Source organism: Streptomyces sp. H39-C1, assembly GCF_027158125.1.
Lineage (GTDB): Bacteria > Actinomycetota > Actinomycetes > Streptomycetales > Streptomycetaceae > Actinacidiphila > Actinacidiphila fildesensis.
In genome coordinates, this window is record NZ_JAPVLS010000124.1 from 1 (window position 1) to 19560 (window position 19560).

Below are 19560 nucleotides of genomic sequence, written 5' to 3' on the forward strand. Positions count from 1 at the left end.
TGAAAACCCTCGGAGCCGACAACATCGCCAAGACCACCCGGGCGATCCGCGACGAACCCCAACGAGCACTCCCCATCCTGGGCATCACCAACGAACCGGTCACCTAAGGAACTTGATCAAGCCCTGCCGGTCAGGTCGCCTCTGCCAATGCCGACTGCATGATGCCTCGACATCGGTCCCATGACTCTGGAACGAGGTGACCGTAGATGTCGACCGTATCGACTTGTGGCCGAGCCAGCGCGAAACCTCGTGAATCGGGATGCCGGCCGCCAGTGCGGTCGAAGCAAAAAAGTGCCTCAACGAGTGCGGATGGTATCGCGGCCTGCCCTCTGCATCGACCAAACCGGCGGCCACGCACGCCCTCTTGAAGTAATGGCCGTAGGTATTTGCGGTGGGCATGACCTCCCTCCCCGGTTCGCGAGGGGCGAAGAACACCTCGACCTGCCGAATCTTCCCCACCGCATTCTGGAAAGTGAGCGGGATCGGAGCCCACACCTGAACATGGGCGTCGATCTCGGCGCAAAGGAAGGGGGCGGCCGGGACCTCGCGGTACTCCCCCTCTTCTCGGTGCTTCAGAGGTATGAGGCGAGCCTTGCAGTCCTCGCGATACGCCCTCCGGCTGACCTGCCAACGAACCCGGATCACGTCGCGGCGTAGGCACCCGACATGGAAGGCCAGAGCTTCGCTGACCCGCAACCCAGCCCCCGCCTGAAGCCAGACGGTCAACTTGTACCGCTGTGGCATGCACTCATGAAGACGGCGGACCTCGGGAAGAGTCGGAATCTCGTCCTCGTCGACTGCTTGGCTTCCGGCGGCGTTCTTCACATCCCTGGCCGGATCCTCCCGGATCCGTTTCTCTCTCTTTGCTACCCCTGCGATCGGCCTATGGCCGAGCATCGGTATGAGATGGTTATCGATAAAGCCCTTGTAATTTACATACGTAGACTCCCCAATTATTCGGCGGGCAAGCCAGTCCTCAGCATAGGCGCCCACTGTAATCTTGCCCGCATTGGGGTCAACGTAAAGACCGTCGTCCTTGTCGGTTTCGACCCTCGCCGCGAAGACATCGGCCCCGCCCGGACCCGTCTTCTTGGCGAAGGTTTATTCGCGCTGACGCGCTGTCCTACCGCCCGGCTCGCGATATCGCACTGTCCACGAGTGGCCGCAACGGGGCTTCACGCAAGGATATGCGGCGGCCTTCGGATCAGACTTGCATCGCTGGAAAACCGTAGCCATGCGTGGCACCTTTCGGCTATATAACGGCAGAGCAGCCGTTATCCGTAGTTGTCATCAAGGTAGGCAATGATGTCGCGCTCGCGAAACCGCAAAAGGCGGCCGACTTTCTGAGCCTTGAGCCCCCATGCCCGATACTTGTTCTTCACGGTGGTCTCGCTGACTTTCAGCCAGGCGGCAACTTCTTCCGGTGTGAGCAGGCGATTGCTCCCCGCGGCGGTCAACTCGTCACCTCTCCGCCTACCTCAGCGGAGCCATTCGGTCGACACTGCATTACGTGACTCTCCATCGTGCAGAGGCGCCGTTGCAGTTCAGCGACGGGCACCGCGGTGATCTGGGTAGCAGCGAACGGTGCCGTTCTCCTAAGTCACGACGCTGGCACAATGCGCTGCACCGCTCCAGCTCCGCCGCCAAGCGCAGCTGATGCGAACTCTTCGATGGTCCCCACAATCGCCGGTTTGGCTAACCGGCGATTGTCGTCTATGTTGCGCGCCACATCAGCAGGTAAGGCAAGCCGTCGGACCGGCCGCAGCCAGGAAGCCAGCCTTCACGGACCCTGTGCCGGGGCCGCATCGTCCGTGACGATCTCCAGCGGGCCGTTTAGCGTTCAGGCTTCGCCCCCGACACGCGCAGTGGCGCCCACAGCACAGCTCGCATGGAGAGTTGCGGCTCCGGTATGCGCCACTGATGTCTCTTGACCGCCGGGTCGCTGCGGTACCCACGTTGCAGGAGATCCTCATCAACAGGCTGGCCGCATAGACAGAGGGCATAGCGCGGTGGGTACGGAGCGGTACTCCCCTGCCTTCTGCCTAAAGCACTCATCCCGCGGCGCTTCGAGAGGGCGGGGAGACGAAGCGAGAGGATTGGATCGTAGGATTCAGCAGACGAGCCTCCTAGGGCAAGGATAAGAAAAGCGAGGCGAATCCTGTGCAGTTCGGTGTCTCGAAAAATATGGGCACCCCCACACAGGGGCAATTACCTGTCCGCTATGGTGGTTTTCCGGATCATGCAATGTTGGCATGCTTTCGGTGAAAGCTTCCAGTCCTTGCGAGCTCTTTCTTGTCTGCCGTGGGCGAATACTCAGCGAACATTCGGCTGAGACGCGGGTAGTTGGTCAAGAGCCGAGCAAGACTGGCCGCGCCCGAGACGGCACCGGAGCTCCGACACTCCCCTTCGCACGTTCCCACGTGCTGTCCCCCGTCGCCCGGTGGGTCACGTCCGCTGGCGCGGTATATCGACGGCCACTCGGTGATCTCGTCTTTAACACTATGAGGCTTTTCCAACCTGGCGGCGTAGCAAGTTAGTTGGCTGGAGGCGACGTTGAGGGAGAGGTGCAGCTCCCGGCAGACGGGTTGTCGACCAAGAACTCGGCGCCTCCGTCGTCCTCAGCCATTGCCGGCACCCTGAACCGGTCCCGCGAGGCCGGCGTGCGGTTCATGGAAGTCTTCGAAGGGCCTGGCTGCGGGTGGGCCAGTCACCAGGACCCCGACAAGGCGACCGGGACGCTATGCAGCATTGAGGAAGCGGCGGCCTGGCCCATCTCGCACCCGCGCTGCGGACGGGCGTTCGGCCCCCGCCCAGATGAGGTTTAGGCGGGATCGGCGTCAAATCAGCGGGTCGTGCGCAGGTCGTTGAACGCTGCCCCCACTCCGGAAGGCCCATACGCGGCAAGCGCCCACAGAGCAGAGATCTTCGCCGCTCCGGCCCACAGGTCCTCGGCGGCTGGCGGACGGAATACGTGGACGTTGAGCTCCCGCTCCGCGAAGGGGCGTCGGTCGAGGTATCGCAGGCCGCCTGTGCCGCAGAGGTAGGTGTCGGCGCCGACCGCCGTAGTGAGGTCAGCCAGACGTACCGAGCGGTCCGAGGAAGCGGCGAGGTCACTGCTGCGCACGACGGAGCCGCGCCAGCCCAGGAGGTTCAGCAGGCAACGGTGGTGGCCTCGGCGACGGCTGCTGTGCCAGCGGTTTCAGCGATGGTGCGGACGGCTGGTTCGAGCGCAGCATGCAGCACCTGCCAGTGGGGGCTGGCGCGGTAGTGCTGCGCGGGTAGCTGGTGGAGGCGGCGGGCCGCGCGCTGCGGGTCCGCGAGTCGAGCATCGCGGATCAACGTTGCGCGGCCGTGCGGGAGGTGGGTCTCGAGGAGAGCCACTGGTGCTGCTGCGGGTCATCGAGTGCGGCGAGGCGGGCCCGGTGCTGGTAGTCGCGGCGGACGAACTGGACATCATCGAGGACCACCCAGACGTCAGCCACGTAGAGCTTCGCCAGTGTGGAAAGGCGGGGCAGGAGGTTGGGCTGATGAATCGCGCACGTGCGCACCGGCGGTGCACTCAAGAGCGCGGCATGGTCAAGCGGGCAGGAGCCAGCTGTCGTAGCCGCGGGTGCGGAGGCGGTCGAAGGCATCGCGGACCCTTTCCGGAACGTGCTGCTCGATGGCGAAACCGCGCTTGGGGTACTCCATCACCCGTTCCATGTCGCCCATCAGCATGTCGATGAACTGCTTCTCGTCATCGTGCGTCTTGACGTACTCGTCGTACGTCAAGGGCTGGGAGACGCAGACTGGCTCCACCTCGGGCCACAGCTTGCGGCACGTCGCGTAGGCGCGGCGCTGCATATAGGGCATGGAGATCAAGAGCAGGGTGGTTACTGCGATGCCTGCGTTCTCCAGCACCTCGCGGGAGAAGCCGATGTTCTGACCGGTGTTGGTGGCCTTGGGCTCCAGCAAGATCGCCGCATCCGGCACCCCCAGGAAGAGCGCGTGCTCGCGGTAGTGGTTGGCCTCGCCGCGGGGGAACCTAGCCTTGGTGGCCGTGCTGGTGTCGCCGGTGAATACCACGGTGGGGAACATGCAGGCGTGATAGAGGTCGGCGGTGTTGGTGGCCACACCGAGATCGAGGCTGCCGAGGGTGATCGCGGCGGAGCACGGCCTCAGCTCGTGGCCCATCTGGTGGAAGTCCCAGATGGCGCGGGCGTCAGCTCGATCCGCGTCGCTGATTGGGGCCTGGTCAGTCACGTGTACTCCTTGCTATTGCGAACGGTCTTGATGCTTCGCAGTTGGTGTTTCAGGCCGTATTGGGTGGCGATGTCCGATGCCCGGTCGAGCACGGCGTTCCCGGCGCTGCGGGTGGCCGGATCAGTGAGCAGGATGTGGCCGTGCGCAGTTTCGATCTGGACGCGCTGGAGTGGGGTCTCGAAGCGCCCATTGCTGCGAGCCGTATCGATGTAAGCCAAGGCCCGGGTGAGGTCGCCAACGCCGCGGTGCGCAAGTGCGAGCTTCTGCTGGGCGGTCGCCCAGTCCTCCGGTTCGTCCAGTTCCTCGAACCACTGGGCCGCCTGCCCCATGACCTGGATGGCGAACTCATTTCGGCCGTCCTTGGCCAGAGCTGTGCCGATCCACAGTTGGGCACGGGCGCGGTCGGCCGAGCCGAGCCTTTCGTCGCCGGTGAGCTGTTTATAGAGGGAGGCCGCTGGGGTGAGGTGTCCGGCCATCTCGGTGACCACCGCGAGGGAGAGTTCGATCTGCGCGGCTCGGCGGGGGATGTCGAGTTCGGTGAATACGTCGTGGGCGTCGGAGTAGAGCCGCTTGGCGGTCATCAAGTCCTGAAGGGTGCCCTGGAGGCGGCGCAGGTCGCCGGACAGGACCAACGAGCGCCCGTACAGGTACAGGCCACGATCGTCGAGCTCGCGCGCTTGGGCGCGGCCGAGCCAACGTTCCAGAAGGGTGGCGGCGAAGGAGAAGTCCTGGCGGTCGAGACACACCACGATCCGCTCCAGATCCTCCGTCCAAGTCTCGTGGTCGGCGATCGTGGGCGACGAAGTTCCCCTCGGTCGCTGCCCCGAGGACAACCCGAGGAACTGCTCGAATCGGGCTTGTGCGGCAGCATCAGAACGAGCGAGGGCTGTGTCGAGGATGGCTTGCGTATCGGGCCATGGACCGGTGGCCGCGCCCAACTTCTCCCACTTGGAGACAGTGCGGATGCCGACGCCGAGGTGCGCTGCGTAGGCACGCACGCTCATGCGCAGCGCCTGTCGCAGCAAGCCTGCCTCGTGGCCGGTCCATCGCCTCACGCTCACCACGGGGCGCCTCCCTCCTGCCGCCATGGAATCACGGACGGTATGCGAGCGGCCACGGAAGTGCCACAAAGGTGCAACAGCCGTTCATTCCCTGTGGGGTGGGACCGCGTCAGGCTCGAAGGGTTCAGTCCACCCGTCCCGTTGTGGAGGTCAGCCGCGTGGTCCCCCTCACTGAGCACTGCCCCGTCCCCCACCCGGACGTGTACGGCTTCGTGCGGCTGACGCGCACGACGCGGGGCCGCCGTCTCGCCTTGTCGGCCGTCTTGGATGACTACTGCCGAACTCACGAGCTGAGGATGGCGGCCCTGTTCGTCGAGCACGCCCCCGACGACTTCTACTCGCCGGCTTTCGTCGGACTCCTCGATACCCTCGCCTTGGCGGACGCCTACGGTGTCGTTGTCCCTTCTCTCGTCCACCTCGGCCCCGCCCGAACGGCCACTGATCGCGCGCGGATCATCCTCAGCGCCGGCGCCCGGTTGATACAGGTCCGCTTAACCGCCACCGGCATGCGCCCGGTCGGCACGGGCGTCATCGCCGCGCATCGGACCTCGGCCTTGAAAGTGTCGCGTCTCCTCCGCACCAGACGAGAGGAGCCGCTCTCATGACCCGGGTAACGCGCTCAGCGGCGAGCATCACCACCCCCACCGCGGCCATTCCTGGCGTGGCCGAGCCCATCTGCGACGAGTTCGCGGTGCGGATCTCCAGCGGCGCGGCGGCTGGCGGCGCACTCGAACGGGACCCTGACGGCCAGTGGGTGGGACGGCTTCGCCGCATCAGTACGTCCAAGCTGCGGTCCTGGGGGCTGGTTGCGCTCCTGGATGACGCCAAGCTGCTGGTCAGCGAGCTCGTCACCAACGCCTTGCGGTACGGCGAGGGTGGAGAAATCGAGTTCCGCCTCGTCATCACCCTCCAGGGCCTGTTGCTCGCGGTCAACGATGGCTCCGCCCTCCGCCCGCAGTTGCGTGTGGTGGGCGACTCCAGCGAGACCGGCCGCGGCCTCTTCCTCGTTGCTGCCCTTGCCGACGACTGGGGGGTCAGCGCCGACGGTACGACGACCTGGTGCACGCTGAGCCTTCCGGGGGCGGACCGATGACCGTTCGCACTCACCACCGCAGGTTGGCGTGCCCTGCGACGACCGGACCGCAGGCCGCCGAACCCGAAGCCCAGACCGTCACCCCGTGGAAACCTCCGCTGGACGCTGCTGGCCTGACCGACGTGCATGGCCTGTTGCTCCGCTGGGCCTGGACTGCGCATGAGAGCGAAGACCTCCTTGACGACGTCGCCACGGCCTTGGACGACATCGCCCCTTCCGAGGACGTCATCGAGGACTTCGTTCAGCGATCCCGCGGCCACCTCATGAGGCTCGTGAACATCGCTGTTTCCACTCGGGCATGGCAGGAGTCGGCCTACGCGAACACGCTCATTCAGCGGGCGCGCACCTTGCGGGCAAGCGAGATGCCTGGCGACTACCGTCACGCCGTGCTGCATCTGCGGCAGATGGGATGGGTCGTCGGCGAGTTACTGGACCAGCTGGTCGCGTTCGACTCCATCAAGGGGGTGGCGTGACCGTCATCCGCCCGCTTATCCCGCGCCTTGTTCCGGCACGGCTCGCCTACGACTTCGAGTACATCGGCAGTCGTCTCGCTGATCCGTCGCTGCTTGATCACGCCGTAGCCGTCTGCGTCCACCGGGCACCGCTCCTGGCCGTCCCCGTGGGCGGAGCGCGCCGTGGCGGATTCATGTCTTTCGACCTGCTGATCCTGGCGGAGGAGACACGCGGCCTCTTGGAGGGCCTACCGGGCTTCCCCGACCTGCGTCTTCGCCCCTCCCCCTACCGCGACACCTGCCACTTGGTCGAGTGGGGCGGCCGACCGCCGGCCTGCGACTACGACGACGCGGCGCGCGGCCGGTTCTACGGCTACAGCAAGGCCGCTGTCCGCGCGGCATGCCAACCCGCCCGGTCGGCCGCTGCCGCTGCCGCTGACCATAGCCACCGCTCGTAGGTCCTGACGTGACCGATCGGACCGACGGGCGGTTACCCACCCGGCGCGGGCAGCTTGCCCTCGTTTCCCGCGCCACCCTGCAAAATCCGCTCGAAGCATGGCGCAACGCCACGAAGGAGATCACTGGTGGTTAACGTCCCCGGCATGACGACCGACACGGGCCAAGCAGCTCTCAACGAACAGCAATTGCGTGACGCCATGGTGCAGAGCCTCATCGAGTTTGGAGCTGCCCGGGACCCCCGCGTCGTTGCCGCCTTCCGTGCCGTCCCGCGGCACCTGGCCACCCCCGAGGTGGAGCCAGCCAAGTCGTACGATGCGGAGTTCGCGGCCGTGACGAAGACGGATGCCACCGGCGTGGACATCAGCTCAGTTTCGGCCCCGAGGGTCCAGGCCATGCAGATCGAGCAGGCCCGGATCGAGCCCGGAATGGCCGTGCTGGAGGTCGGCTCCGGCGGCCCCAACGCGGCTTACCTCTCCGAGATGGTGGGGAAGGAGGGCCACGTGGTCACCATGGACATCGACTCCGAGGTGACGGACCGGGCAACGACCTTCCTCACAGCGGCTGGCTACCAGAACGTCACCGTTCTCACCGCCGACGCGGAAGAGGGCGCCCCCGACCACGGACCCTTCGATCGGATCGTCGTCACGGTGCAAGCCGCCGACATCCCTCCTGCCTGGATGCAGCAACTCAAGGAGGGTGGTCGGCTCGTCGTCCCCCTGCGGATGCGCGGCCTGACGCGCACCGTCGCCTTCGTCCGCGAGGGCGATCACCTGGTCAGCGACGGCTTCGAGCTGTGCGGCTTCGTCCCGATGCAGGGCGCTGGCGAGAACCGCGTAGGGCTTGCCGTCCTGCACGACACGGAGGGCGAGGAGATCGGCCTGCGCATCGACGGCCACCCCGAGCCGGACACCAAGGCGCTGTCCGAGGCGCTGTTCGCGCCACGGGCAACGGCGTGGTCGGGGGTAACTCTGGGCGGCATGGAGTCCAACGAGCACCTGGACTTGTGGTTGACGACGGCGCTGGACAACCTGCCACTGCTGGCAGCCAAGCCCGGCGCCCGCAAACGCGGGCTGGTCGCCTCTGCCTCGCCCCTCGGTGTCCCGACCCTCGTAGAAGGCGGCAGCTTCGCCTACCGCACCGTGCGGGCCACGGAAGAAGAGGACCGCTTCGAGCTGGGCGCGATCGGGCACGGCCCGCACGGGGAGCAGCTTGCCCAGCGCGTCGTCTCCGAGATCCAGACCTGGGACCGCGAGCACCGCAGCGACCGCGCCCACATCGAGGTCCGCCCGGCGGGCACGCCGGAGGACCGACTCCCCGCCGGACGCCGCATCGAGCGACGGCACACGCGGGTCACGATCACCTGGCCCTAGCCCCTCCTCGGGCGCACGGCCAGGCAGCACAGCACGCAAGGCACATCCCTACCCACCTCTTCTGGAGGCATGAGATGGCACAACAGACGACCGGTTCCGTCCTCAAGGCGGCGACGGACTACCGCCCCGACGGGGACTTCGACCTCGACGTGTCAACCGTCGGCGCGGTCCCCGTCTTGGGCTCACTGCTGAACGACACGAGCGACAACTGCACGTCCACCTGCGCGTCCGCCTGCTCGAACAGCACCTGCATCGGCGGCTGACGTGACGCCGCCCCGAGGCCGACATTGCCATTGATGCCCGGCAGCGTCAGGTCCGAGGTGTTGACCAGCAGGTTGCCCGAGCCGACCTCCACCTGTGCGGAAACGTGATCCCCGGCGGAGAACGACAGCCGGGTCGCGTTGCCCCGCGCCCCGGCGCCCAGCATGGGCGACACGTGCGTGTCCGCCAGCGGCGTCAGGGCCGAGCACACACTGCCCTGACATGCCTGGACTTGCCAGTCGAACTCGGTGTTCAACGGCATCGACGTCGGGATCGTGTACCGGGCCACTGACCCTGAAGCGACCGTGACGGTGCCGCCGTTGACCAGGTCCCAGGCGCCGTTCGCGGCGTAGGTGCCGGCGAAGAACTTCGCCGTGACCTGCCCCCCGGCGGGGCTGGAGACCGTCGCGGTCAGCACCGGCTTCACACTGTCCACCAACGCCTCGGCTTGCGTGGGCACATCCGGCCCCGCCGCTACCGCCGGCACCGCCGCAACACCCGCAGCCAGCAACGCTGCGGTCGTCATTCCGCCCACCACAGCCATCCGGCCCGAGCCCGCACTCGGCCAGCGCCCGATCATCCGTTTCCTGCGCCCCACGACGTTCCCCACCCTGCATCGGCGCACCCGAACGGCACGCAACTTGAGGATCTTGCAGGATCGTCACACCGGAATGACGGATTCCGAACCAACAACTTCTTGCAGTAAGCGCCCTCATTGACCGTCAAATCAAGGATTTTCGCGTATCTTACCTGCGAATACATGTTCCATATGGAAACATTCCATTGAAATGCTGACATCGGCCGATGCCAAGCATCACATGTGCCCCTCCCCCTCGACGAGGTGACAAGACACATGGCTTGCGGAAGGGAATTGGGGGAAACCTAGACCACCTTGGCCTGCCCCGACGATATTTGGCATAGCCCCAGCGCCCGTCCTCATACGGCGCTCGGCGGTCGGACCGACACTCGGTAACGAGGCATGCGAGCGCCCGCCCTGGCCGCCTATGCACAGGCCCCCCGGAGCCGGCTGCCACCTCATGCCCCGAGATCCGTCACAGTGCTGCCATGCTGAGTCATCTCGCCCTCAACCCACCCCACCCCCCGTCGGCCGACACTGGCAACGCAGCTTCGCCCTAGGCGGGGAGGGGCAGCACGGGACCTTCCGACAACACGGTCATCGTCTCCGGTGTGCGCCTCGCGGTTCGGGGCAGACCTCTGCCAACCGTTGGAGGTTCCTTAATGAACCTCCGCCAACGACCCATTGGAGAGGGGGACGCGCAGTGGCGGGCAAACGACTCATCGGCGCCGCACGCGAAAAGGTCACCACCCAACTCGCCACGGACTACGAGAACGGTGCCTCGATCCGCACGCTGGCCACGCTCACCGGCCATTCCTACGGATTCATCCACCGCGTGCTCGTGGACGCCGGAGTCACCCTCCGCAGCCGCGGCGGCCCCAACAACCGCTCCCGGCCCGGCCAGCCCACAACACTCTGAGCCGTGCACCTCTTGAGGCACCCGTGGGAGGAGGCCAGGCACGGCACCTGCGCGGCGGCCCGTGTACGCAGCGTGGCATCCAGCGAGGAATTCAGGCCCGCGGTCAGCTGCTGAAGAATCAGCAGCCCGGCCGTGGCGATCACCACCGCGGTGCCCGGGGCGAACAGCAGCGCCAGCCGCCACCGCAAGGGCATGACCGCTCACCCACCCGTCTCGGGCTTCGGAACCCGCAGCCGGCATCCGGCTCCGCGAACGGTCTCCAAATGTGCGTCCCCGCCCGGCTCATCGATCTTGCGCCGCAGATAGGCCACGTACTGGTCGACGACGTTGGACACCCCGTCGTACGCGAAGGCCCACATATGCTCCAGAATCCTGGTGCGGGTCAGCACATCGCCCGGATGCCGCAGGAACAGCTCCAGCAGCGCGAACTCATTCGGCGACAGCCGCAACTCCTCCCGCCCGCGCCACACCCTGGGGCCGGCCGGGTCCAGCCGCAGATCCCCGACGGCAAGGAGCACGGGCCGCTCGCTCGCGCCGCGGCGGACCAGCGCCAGCAGCCGCGCGAACAGCTCCGCGAAACTGAACGGCTTGGTCAGGTAGTCATCCGCGCCCGCATCCAGCCCATACACCCGGTCACCGACCGCGTCGACACCGCCCGGCCGACCCCAGCGACCCCATCCACGACCACCCCTTCCTGTTCCCCGTCCCGGCCGGTACCTTCGCGCTCTCCGCTCCAGGGCCCCGTGCCTCGCATCTCACGGCTCACGCAGCAGCGCCGTGACCTCGGTCCGGTTGATTCTGCGCAGCGCCAGCGTGAGGCCGATCGCGGAGATCGCCGGGACCAGGACGCCGAGGGCGGCCAGGGCGCCCCAGGGGACGGTGGCCAGGGGCGGGGGGAGGGCGAAGAAGAGGCTGAGGACGCGGACCGAGAGGACGCCGAGGCCCAGGCCGACGGGAATGCCGATGACGAGGCTGCCGACCACGGCGACGGCACCATCGGTGAGGGGACCGGCGAGCGTGCGCGGAGTGTCGGCGCCGACGGTTCGCAGGATGGCGAATTCCTTTCTGCGCTCCATCACCAGGAACGCGCCGAGCACGCCGACCCCCAGAGAGGCGATCCCGGCGGACGCGACCGCTTCGATCCGGCTCAGGCCGTCGAGGTTGAGCGCGGTCAGACCCCGCTGCTGTTGGCGGATGCGCTCGGCAAGCGTGGAGACCGCATAGCCGGCGGTCGAACCGTCGTGCCGCAGCTGGGCCGCGACCTGGGCCGGGTTGTGCCCGGAGGCCACATGGGCGAGGTAGAAGTCGGCCGGCGGCACCGGGTTGGGCACGGTCGAGGTGCTGATGACCATCTCCGAGAGCGGGTCGGTGGGTGGGAAGGCCCGGTACACGCCGACCACGTGCAGATCGAGCTGCTGGGACAGGTCCAGGTCGTCGGGGAAGACGGTGACGGGAATCGTGTCGCCCGGGGCCACCCCGAAGTCGGTGGCGATCTCCTGCGACACGAGCACACCGGACGGCCTGCCGGCCAGTGCGTCGAGCCCGCCGCCGCTGGTGATCTGCGGGGCGATGGCGGTGGCCGAGCGGTACGAGGCGGGGTCGACCGCCATGATCGTCTTGCGGTCGCTTCCGGCGCGGGCCGGGATCGAGTGGATCGGCGTCACGCCGTGGACGCCGGGTCCCGGGTGGGGCGGGGGCTGGACGAGTTCGGTGTTCGGGGTCAGCCGCAGGTCGGCGCCGAACGCCGCCCGGGCGTCGGTACGTGTTGCCGTGTGATAGGTGGCGGCGAACGTCGCCGTCTGGGTCCCGAACGCGACCGCGAGCACGCCGAGAGTCAGGGACACCGAGGCACGCGCGGGACGGCGGCCGAGCCAGCGCAGGGCGGTCGCCGGCCACGTCGTCAACGGGCGCGGCCGGTCGGGACGGCTGTACCGGGCGAGCAGCCGCAGCAGACCGCGGACGGTGAGCAGGCTGATGCCCAGCCACAGCGCGAGCGGTGCCAGCAGTACGTAGAAGGCCAGCGCCAGCGCGGGGCCCTGGACCGGCGCCGGTTTGAGCCCGCCGACGATCACGTTCCCGGCCAGGATGGCCAGCCCGACGGCCACTGCCACGATGTCCAGGTGCCCGCGGCGCCACAGCGGCGGGCGCGGGGGCGCCAGCAGGCGGCGGTCGGTAACCAGGGCCGCCTTGCGGCCGGCCCGAATCAAGGGAACGAGGCGGGCGGCCGTGACGACCGTCCCCACCAGGGTGGACAGGGCGACGGCGAGTGCCAGTTGACCCGCGGGGATCCCGTGCCACACGGCGTGGCCGACGCCACCGGAGACGGCTGCGGCGGCGGCGCCCAGGCCGATGACGGTCCCCACCCCTCCGGCAAGCGTCCCCTGGCCGACTGCCAGCCGCACCAGGTGGGAGTCCGACGCGCCGCGCAGCCGCAGCAGCGCCTCTTCGCGGCGATGCGCCTCGGCGAGGGCCGAGGCCGCGGCGAGGCCCAGGGCGGCGGCCACGAGGACGCCCGGGACGCCGAGCAGGAAGAACAGCGTCCTGGCGTTGGTGGCGTCGGTGCCCGCTTCGTGCAGGGGTTCGGCGGCGTTGTCGGCGACCAGGGCCTGGCCGGGCACCTGCCGCTCCAGCGACCTGCGCAGCTGTCCCGACCATACTTCGGCGGCGCCCGGATCGGTGGGGTAGGCCCGGTGGTCGACGGCCACATGCGATTCGAGGCTGACCGGTGGCAGCTCCGACAGGCCCGGGTTGGTGATCGAGGTGGCGCCGCCGAGTGCCGTACGGGCGGCGGGCAGGATCAGGCGCCGGAAGGTGTCGTAGTCCACCATGATCGAGCGGGGAGCTACCACGACGTCACCTTGCACATCGCCCGCGGGGATCGCGAACCACGTCGTCGCGTCCCGGAGGTCCGCGCGTCCGGCGACGGGCAGCGACACGCCCAGCGGTTTGACGTCGCCGCGCAGGTCGATCGAGACTCGGGTCGCCCCCTTGAAGTCGGGCGAGCCCGCGACGGCGTCATTGAGCAGGACGCCTTTGCTCAGGTCGCCGTTGGTGTGCACCCACGGGTGATGCGCCAGGTACGAGGGCGATACGGCGGACAGCCGTGCGCTCACCCGCCCGGAGGCGCCGGGCGCCGAGACGACCACGTCCGCGCTTCCGAACACATCCGCGCTCTTCACCCCCGGCACGGTGCTCAGCTGCTTGCTCAGCACCTGCGGATCGATGCCGAGGGAGGTGCCCACGGCCCGCATCTCCACCTGGACCGGCGAGAGCGCGACCCTCGTCATGACGTGGGAGCTGTCGTCGACGTAGAGCAGGGTCGCGGCGAGCGTCGCCACGGGCAGAGCGACCGCGAGCGCGGCCAGCAGCAGGCGCAGCGGCGCGCGGCGTACGGTCCGCAGGACCAGCCAGAACATCGCGATCACTCCTCCGTACGGGGCTCGCCGGCCGCGGTGGTCGGGTCGTCGAGGGTCGGGCTTTCGGTGCTCGGTCCGCGTCCGGTCGGGTCTCCGCCTGGTGGGCTCCCTGCAGTCGGGTTTGCATCGGCCGGGCCTCCGCCGGTCGGGCCTGCATCGGTCCCTGGGGCGCCGCCGGTCGGGCCTGCACCGGTCCTTGGGACGCCGCCCTCGCCGCCAGGCGCTTCGAGCCGCCCCGAGCGCAGGCGGACGACGGTGTCCGCGTAACGGGCGACGGCCGGATCGTGGGTCACCAGCACCACGGCCGCTCCGTGCTCTCTGGCTGCCGCGAGCAGCAGCCGGACGACCGACGCGGCGGTTTCCGAGTCGAGGCTGCCGGTCGGCTCGTCCGCGAGGACAACGGCCGGATCGTTCACCAGCGCCCGCGCGATGGCCACCCGCTGCTGCTGACCGCCGGAAAGCTGGTCGGGGAGCTTCGCACCCTCATCCGCCAGGCCCACCCCGCCCAGCGCCCGCGCCACCCGGTCCCGCCGGTCCGGGGCGGGGATTCCGTCCAGGAGCAGCGGCACCTCGACGTTCTCGGCGGCCGTGGCCTGCGGCAGCAGGGCCAGACCCTGGACCACGAAGCCGCAGTTGCGCCGCCGGAAGCGGGCACGGTCACTGCCTCGCAGCGTCTGCCAGTCCACCCCTACGACCCGTACCCGCCCTTCGTGCTGCCGGTCCAGGCCGCCGAGCAGGTGCAGCAGCGTGGTCTTGCCGGCCCCGCTCGGGCCCGTGACGGCCACCACCTCCCCGGCCGCCACCGTCAGGGACACCCCGTCCAGGCTCTTCAACTCCCGCCGCCCGTCGCGGTGCACACGGGTGAGCTGGACGGCTTCCACAGCAGGCACAGGCACGGCGGGTACGGGCACAGCAGGCACGGCCCCGGCGGCCAGTCCGTCAGCCGGAGTGTCAGCCGGAGTCCGTGCCGCGCCCGGCTTCGATGACGATCCCATCGCGCATCCTCAGCATTCGGTCCGCCCGCTCGGCCACGAGCGGGTTGTGGGTGACGGTCAGAATCGCCGTGCCCTCACGGGCACGGACGTCGGCCAGCAGGTCGAGCACCTCGCCGGCCGTCTCCTCGTCCAGCTCTCCGGTGACCTCGTCGGTCAGCAGTACGTCGGGGCGGGGCGCCAGGGCCGCCGCGATCGCCACGCGCTGGGCCTCGCCGCCCGAAAGCTTGCCGATCGGCTGCCGGGCGTGGGCGGACAGGCCCACCCGCGCCAGCAGTTCGGCAACCCGAGCACGTACCTGCGCGGCCGGCCGCCCGTCCAGACGCAGCGTCAGGGCGACGTTGCCGGCTACGTCGAGCAGGGGATGGAGGTTGTCCCGCTGGAGGATCATGCCGATGTGGCGGCGACGGCGGAGCGCACGTTCCGCCTGCGGCAGCCGGGTGAGGTCCTCCCCGCGGATCAGCACCCGGCCGCCGCTGGGTTCGAGCAGACCCCCCAGGACATGGATCAGCGTGCTCTTGCCGCTGCCCGAGGGGCCCATCAGGCTGGTCCAGGCACCCTCGGGCAGGCTGATCTCCGCTCCGCGCAACGCCACGGTCTCCACGTCGCGCTCGCGGTAGATGAGATACAGCCCGTCGGCCTCGATGGCGAGGGCGGCGTGGGTGGCGGGCGCGGACATCAGCCGTACCTCACCAGGTCGATCACCTCGTGGTGGCCGCTGCGGACACGCTCGGAGTGGATCATGCCGACACCGGACGCGTACGACTTGTGGTCGGACTTGTCGGGGTTGAGCGGATCGGTGTCATTGGTGACGACCACGTTGTGGAACGTCCCCACCGGCACCTTCACCGTTGCCGTGGTCTGCAGCACCTTCGCGGTGTCCTCGGCCTGGCCTGGCCGGTACTCCTGGCGGTAGCTGTCGCCCGGCTTCGGGTGGGCCTTCATGATGATGCCCGGCTGGGCGGAGTCCACTCCGGCCTCCCATGTTCCGTGGGTACTGCTGATCTGGCCGTTGACGTACTCCGCGGTCGCCTCGCCGAAGTACCAGACATCTCCGGTCGAGGACTGCGCGTACCAGTCGGTGGTCTTCTCCACGAGCGCCCCGTTGCTGGTGACGGTGTCCCTGACGACCTGGCAGCGCACGCCCATGATCGTCCGGATCTCGGAGCTGATGACCACCTCGTCGCGCTGCGGCTGACCGTCGCGCGTGCCCTGATAGACGTCGGTCGTGTTCGGGCGCAGCGGGAAGTACGGGTTGGTGACGTGGGAGGTGAAGGCCGACGGAACGATCGTCGGGTGGTACGCCGGGTCGGCGGGAGTGGTCGGCGAGGCCGGTGAGGTGGCCGACGGGAGAGTGGTGCTGGACGACTGCGACGAGCCGCTCGAACCGCACGCGCCGAGGACGAGGGTGGTGCCGAGTACGACGGCGGCCAGCGCCGGCGGAGTGGCTTTGCGGGTGGTCATGGCCCCTCCCTGGGGATGAGGTGGATCCACATCGTGTGCAGGGACGGGTAAGGGACGATTAAGAGGCGCGGCGCTTTCTGCGGACGCCCAGGACAGCGCCCGTGACCGGCCGGGACGGGCTCTTGCCGTTCTCTTACCGAGGGTGCCTACGGTCGGTGCCAGGTAGGGTGGAGGTGTGGCGGTGGCAGCTCAGCGGTCCGGCCGGGTGCTCGTCGTGGAGGACGAGACAGCCCTTGCCACGGCGCTGGCCGAGGGACTGCGGCAGGACGGCTTCAGCGTCGAGACGGTGGGCGACGGACTGGTCGCATGGGACCGGCTGCTGCACCACTCGTACGACTTGGTCCTGCTCGATCTGATGCTTCCGGGGCTCGGCGGCCTCACCTTGTGCGCAAGGCTGCGCGACGCGGGGGTGACCACACCGGTGCTGGTGCTCACCGCCCGTACCGCGGAACGCGACCAGCTGCGCGCCTTCGACACCGGGGCCGATGACTTCCTGGCCAAGCCGTTCTCGTACCGGGTGCTGCTGGCCCGGATCCGGGCGCTGACCCGCCGCTCGACCGCGGCCGACGCGCACCTGCTGGTGGCCGGTGACCTCGTGCTCGACCGCGGCGCGCGCCGCTGCCGGCGAGGCGCGGTCGACATCGAGCTGACGCCGCGGGAGTTCGCCCTGCTGGAGCTGCTCATGGCCCGCGCCGGGCACACGGTCGGCAGGCGCGCGGCGCTGGACGAGGTGTGGGACTTCGCCCTCGACGACGAGTCGAAGGTGCTGGACGTCTACATCGGGTACCTACGCCGGAAGGTGGACCTGCCCTTCGCCCGGCACACGGTCCAGACGGTGCGCGGGGTTGGTTACCGGCTCGATCCCAAAGGCGGTTAGCCGGTGACCGGCCGGACCGGCGGCCGCCCGGGGTGGCGGCCCCGGGGTTGGCTGAGCGGCATCCGGCTCCGGTTGACCCTGCTCGCCGTCCTCGTCGTCGGCATCGGCCTGGTAATCGCCTCGGTGCTGGTCCTCCTCCTGGTCCGGCACGACCTCACCGGCAACGCGCAGACCGCCGCCCGGCAGCGGGCCCGGGACACGGTGGCGGAGCTGGGCTCGGGGGCGCTGCCGAGGCCGCCGGACGCCGGTGAGGACAGCCCGGTCGTACAGATCGTGGACCGGCACGGCAACGTGCTGGCATCGAGCCCCGAGCTGCGTGGCCACGGCCCGCTCCTGCCGCAGCGCGCCACGGACCAGCATTCCGTCAGCGCGACGCTGCACAAGCCGCCGATCGGTGACGGCGCCGCGTACTGGGCCGTCGGCCTTCCGGCGGACCACGCCGGCCAGCCGGTCTCGGTCTACGCCGCCGCCTCGCTCGAACCCGTCGATGAAGGCGTCCAGGCCGCGCTGTCCGCCCTGCTCATCGCGTGCCCGGCCCTCCTGCTCGTGGGCGGCGGTACGGCGTGGCTGCTGGTGGGCCGGGCGCTGCGGCCGGTGGAGGCGATGCGCCGGCAGGTCGCGGAGATCACCTCCAGCGAGCTCGACCGCAGAGTTCCCGAGCTCCCCGGCACCGACGAACTGGGCCGGCTGGCCAGGACGATGAACGCGATGCTGGAGCGCCTCCAGCAGGCGGGCGAGCGCCAGCGGCAGTTCGTCAGCGACGCCTCGCACGAGCTGCGCAGCCCGCTGGCGGCGCTCAAGGCACGTACCGAGGTCGGGCTGGCGCACCCCGCGGGCACCGACTGGCACGTTCTCGCCCGGGATGTGCACCGAGAGACCGACCGGCTGGACCGGCTGGTCACGGAGTTGCTGCTGCTCTCGGGCACCGGCGCACCCCAGGACCCCCGTGAGGTCTCGGAAGTGGACCTGGACGAGCTGGTGCTGCTGGAGGCGGCGGCGATCCGGGCCAGGGGCGAGGTCGAGGTCGACCTGTCCGGGCTGTCCGCCGTACGGGTAAGGGGTCGCGCCGGGCAACTGCGGGCCGTGGTCCGCAACCTGCTCGACAACGCGGAGCGGCATACGGACTCCGTCGTCCGCGTCTCCCTCGCCGCCGACGAGAACGGGGTGGAGCTCGTCGTGGCCGATGACGGTCCCGGAGTCGCGTCCGAGTACCGGGAGCGCGTCTTCGACCGGTTCTTCCGGGTCCAGGGCGCCCGCGACCGGGACAGCGGCGGCGTGGGACTCGGGCTGGCCATCGTCCGCGACGTGGCGGCCGCGCACGGCGGGCGGGCGTGGATCGCCGATTCACCCAAAGGCGCGGAGTTCCACGTCCGGCTCCCGTTCAGCGGTCAGGCGTACTGACCCGCGGTGCGGTGGGCACCCCGCGGCACATCCGCACCGGAACAGCCCACGGGTGCCGTCCGCCACGCGGGGCGCCCGCAGCAACAAGTACGCCGTGACTACAGAAGACTTGCCCGGGGACCAGATCGGCCAGGTGAAGCAAGAGACTTACGGCCTTACCGGGTTGTGGCTGGATGGACGCGCTTTCGCAAGAGGGCGAAGCCCGCACGTCCGAACATCTGGCGGTCCGTTTCGGAGCAGGGCTGGGCGGTGCGATCGCGCCTTCGGGGCCTGACCGGGGGAGAGTACGCCGATCGCGCTCCAGTCGGCCTGGCGTGCCTAACCTCGCGCTTTCACGAGGCAGGTTGTCCGATACTTGATCAAATCAGCGGAGAGTGCTCCTGACCTGCAACGATGGGACTTGTCTAGGGTCCTGCTGGCTGCACGGAAAAGAGCACTCTCCAGGTGAGCAAGCGTATCGGGTTGTACCGCGTGTCCGCGTTGAGGGCGGTGGCAGCGGAGCCGTCTCGCAGGCCGGGGCGGTGCTGCTGGTCGAGACGGTCCGCAAGTCCGGCCTGGACACCGCGATATCGGCGGCATTGGCGCCGTGGCGCAAGCCGCGGGCGGTGCACGACCCGGGCAAGGTCCTTTTGGATGTCGCGCTCGCAGTCGCTTTGGGCGGGGACTGCCTGGCCGATGTCGCCATGCTGCGGGCCGAGCCCGACGTGTTCGGCCCGGTGGCATCCGACCCCGGTCTCCCGGCTCATTGACGCCCTTGCCGCAGCCGGACCCAAGGCACTGGCCGCGATCCGGTCGGCGCGGGCCGCAGCACGATCGCGAGTCTGGGACCTGGCCACGGCGGACCCAAGCAGGGCAACATAGCGCGGGATCGCCGGTTAGCCAAACCGGCGATCCCGCGCATCATTAGTAGTCCACCGCCACGAGATACCCGTTCGGCGAAAGGACCGACCGACGATCACAGCCCACCGCCCACCGC

The 19560-nt window shown here is 68.9% G+C and carries 20 protein-coding genes and 1 pseudogene; 10 read left to right on the forward strand and 11 right to left on the reverse strand.

Annotation, left to right across the window (positions count from 1 at the left end; genetic code table 11):
* Positions 1-99: 99 nt before the first annotated feature.
* From O3W51_RS43340 to O3W51_RS43365, 6 genes are all read right to left on the reverse strand, one after another.
* The gene (locus tag O3W51_RS43340) at positions 100-993 is read right to left on the reverse strand and encodes a site-specific integrase (protein WP_269289277.1); all 894 of its coding nucleotides are present in this window, start codon (positions 991-993) and stop codon (positions 100-102) included.
* 281 nt (positions 994-1274) lie between these two features.
* On the reverse strand, positions 1275-1457 hold the full coding sequence (locus O3W51_RS43345; protein ID WP_138359267.1) for a helix-turn-helix domain-containing protein: 183 nt from the start codon (positions 1455-1457) through the stop codon (positions 1275-1277).
* A 1385-nt stretch (positions 1458-2842) separates the two neighbouring features.
* Entirely contained in the window at positions 2843-3124 is a 282-nt protein-coding gene (locus tag O3W51_RS43350) for a WbqC family protein (RefSeq protein WP_244809670.1), read from the reverse strand.
* A gap of 211 nt (positions 3125-3335) precedes the next feature.
* On the reverse strand, positions 3336-3482 hold the full coding sequence (locus O3W51_RS43355; protein ID WP_244809668.1) for a WbqC family protein: 147 nt from the start codon (positions 3480-3482) through the stop codon (positions 3336-3338).
* A gap of 94 nt (positions 3483-3576) precedes the next feature.
* Complete coding sequence (locus tag O3W51_RS43360; protein ID WP_244809666.1) at positions 3577-4242, reverse strand: YdcF family protein; 666 nt, start codon at positions 4240-4242, stop codon at positions 3577-3579.
* Positions 4239-5306, reverse strand: a complete 1068-nt coding sequence (locus O3W51_RS43365; RefSeq protein ID WP_269289278.1) for a helix-turn-helix domain-containing protein — start codon at positions 5304-5306, stop codon at positions 4239-4241. The genes O3W51_RS43360 and O3W51_RS43365 overlap by 4 nt, the downstream gene beginning before the upstream one ends.
* Positions 5307-5503: 197 nt before the next feature.
* On the opposite strand from O3W51_RS43365, the gene O3W51_RS43370 reads away from it, so the two are divergent.
* From O3W51_RS43370 to O3W51_RS43400, 7 genes are all read left to right on the forward strand, one after another.
* A complete protein-coding gene (locus O3W51_RS43370) occupies positions 5504-5908 on the forward strand; it encodes a hypothetical protein (RefSeq protein WP_138359271.1) in 405 nt (134 codons plus the stop codon).
* Positions 5905-6396, forward strand: coding sequence for an ATP-binding protein (locus O3W51_RS43375; protein ID WP_138359273.1), 492 nt, complete (start codon positions 5905-5907; stop codon positions 6394-6396). The genes O3W51_RS43370 and O3W51_RS43375 overlap by 4 nt, the downstream gene beginning before the upstream one ends.
* A complete protein-coding gene (locus tag O3W51_RS43380; RefSeq protein ID WP_138359275.1) occupies positions 6393-6869 on the forward strand; it encodes a DUF6415 family natural product biosynthesis protein in 477 nt (158 codons plus the stop codon). Before O3W51_RS43375 ends, O3W51_RS43380 begins: the two co-directional genes overlap by 4 nt.
* Positions 6866-7306 carry a DUF6302 family protein gene (locus O3W51_RS43385; protein WP_269289283.1) on the forward strand — a complete coding sequence of 147 codons (441 nt, stop codon included), beginning with the start codon at positions 6866-6868 and terminating at the stop codon, positions 7304-7306. Before O3W51_RS43380 ends, O3W51_RS43385 begins: the two co-directional genes overlap by 4 nt.
* Before the next feature lie 144 nt (positions 7307-7450).
* On the forward strand, positions 7451-8677 hold the full coding sequence (gene fxlM, locus O3W51_RS43390; RefSeq protein WP_232485948.1) for a methyltransferase, FxLD system: 1227 nt from the start codon (positions 7451-7453) through the stop codon (positions 8675-8677).
* Between the two features lie 74 nt (positions 8678-8751).
* Positions 8752-8940 (forward strand): FxLD family lanthipeptide, encoded by a 189-nt coding sequence (locus O3W51_RS49145; protein WP_138359279.1) that lies wholly within the window; start codon positions 8752-8754, stop codon positions 8938-8940.
* A gap of 1278 nt (positions 8941-10218) precedes the next feature.
* The gene (locus tag O3W51_RS43400) at positions 10219-10434 is read left to right on the forward strand and encodes a helix-turn-helix domain-containing protein (protein ID WP_138358136.1); all 216 of its coding nucleotides are present in this window, start codon (positions 10219-10221) and stop codon (positions 10432-10434) included.
* Between the two features lie 200 nt (positions 10435-10634).
* On the opposite strand, the gene O3W51_RS43405 is transcribed toward O3W51_RS43400, so the two are convergent.
* From O3W51_RS43405 to O3W51_RS43425, 5 genes are all read right to left on the reverse strand, one after another.
* Positions 10635-11063, reverse strand: a complete 429-nt coding sequence (locus O3W51_RS43405) for a response regulator transcription factor (protein ID WP_269289289.1) — start codon at positions 11061-11063, stop codon at positions 10635-10637.
* Positions 11064-11189: 126 nt separating this feature from the next.
* Positions 11190-13850, reverse strand: a complete 2661-nt coding sequence (locus O3W51_RS43410) for an ABC transporter permease (protein ID WP_198358872.1) — start codon at positions 13848-13850, stop codon at positions 11190-11192.
* A gap of 5 nt (positions 13851-13855) precedes the next feature.
* Positions 13856-14740 carry an ABC transporter ATP-binding protein gene (locus tag O3W51_RS43415; RefSeq protein ID WP_244809658.1) on the reverse strand — a complete coding sequence of 295 codons (885 nt, stop codon included), beginning with the start codon at positions 14738-14740 and terminating at the stop codon, positions 13856-13858.
* A gap of 61 nt (positions 14741-14801) precedes the next feature.
* Complete coding sequence (locus O3W51_RS43420; RefSeq protein WP_198358874.1) at positions 14802-15521, reverse strand: ABC transporter ATP-binding protein; 720 nt, start codon at positions 15519-15521, stop codon at positions 14802-14804.
* Positions 15521-16306 carry a hypothetical protein gene (locus O3W51_RS43425; RefSeq protein WP_138358146.1) on the reverse strand — a complete coding sequence of 262 codons (786 nt, stop codon included), beginning with the start codon at positions 16304-16306 and terminating at the stop codon, positions 15521-15523. Before O3W51_RS43425 ends, O3W51_RS43420 begins: the two co-directional genes overlap by 1 nt.
* Positions 16307-16487: 181 nt before the next feature.
* Here O3W51_RS43425 and O3W51_RS43430 point away from each other — a divergent pair, with 181 nt between their 5' ends.
* The 3 genes and pseudogenes from O3W51_RS43430 to O3W51_RS43440 all read left to right on the forward strand — a co-directional run.
* Positions 16488-17183 (forward strand): response regulator transcription factor, encoded by a 696-nt coding sequence (locus tag O3W51_RS43430; RefSeq protein ID WP_198358876.1) that lies wholly within the window; start codon positions 16488-16490, stop codon positions 17181-17183.
* Positions 17184-17186: 3 nt separating this feature from the next.
* Positions 17187-18584: a sensor histidine kinase gene (locus tag O3W51_RS43435; protein WP_138358148.1), complete on the forward strand. Its 1398-nt coding sequence runs from the start codon at positions 17187-17189 to the stop codon at positions 18582-18584.
* Positions 18585-19003: 419 nt separating this feature from the next.
* Positions 19004-19418, forward strand: a pseudogene (locus O3W51_RS43440) (transposase); the annotation flags it as partial.
* Between the last annotated feature and the right edge of the window lie 142 nt (positions 19419-19560).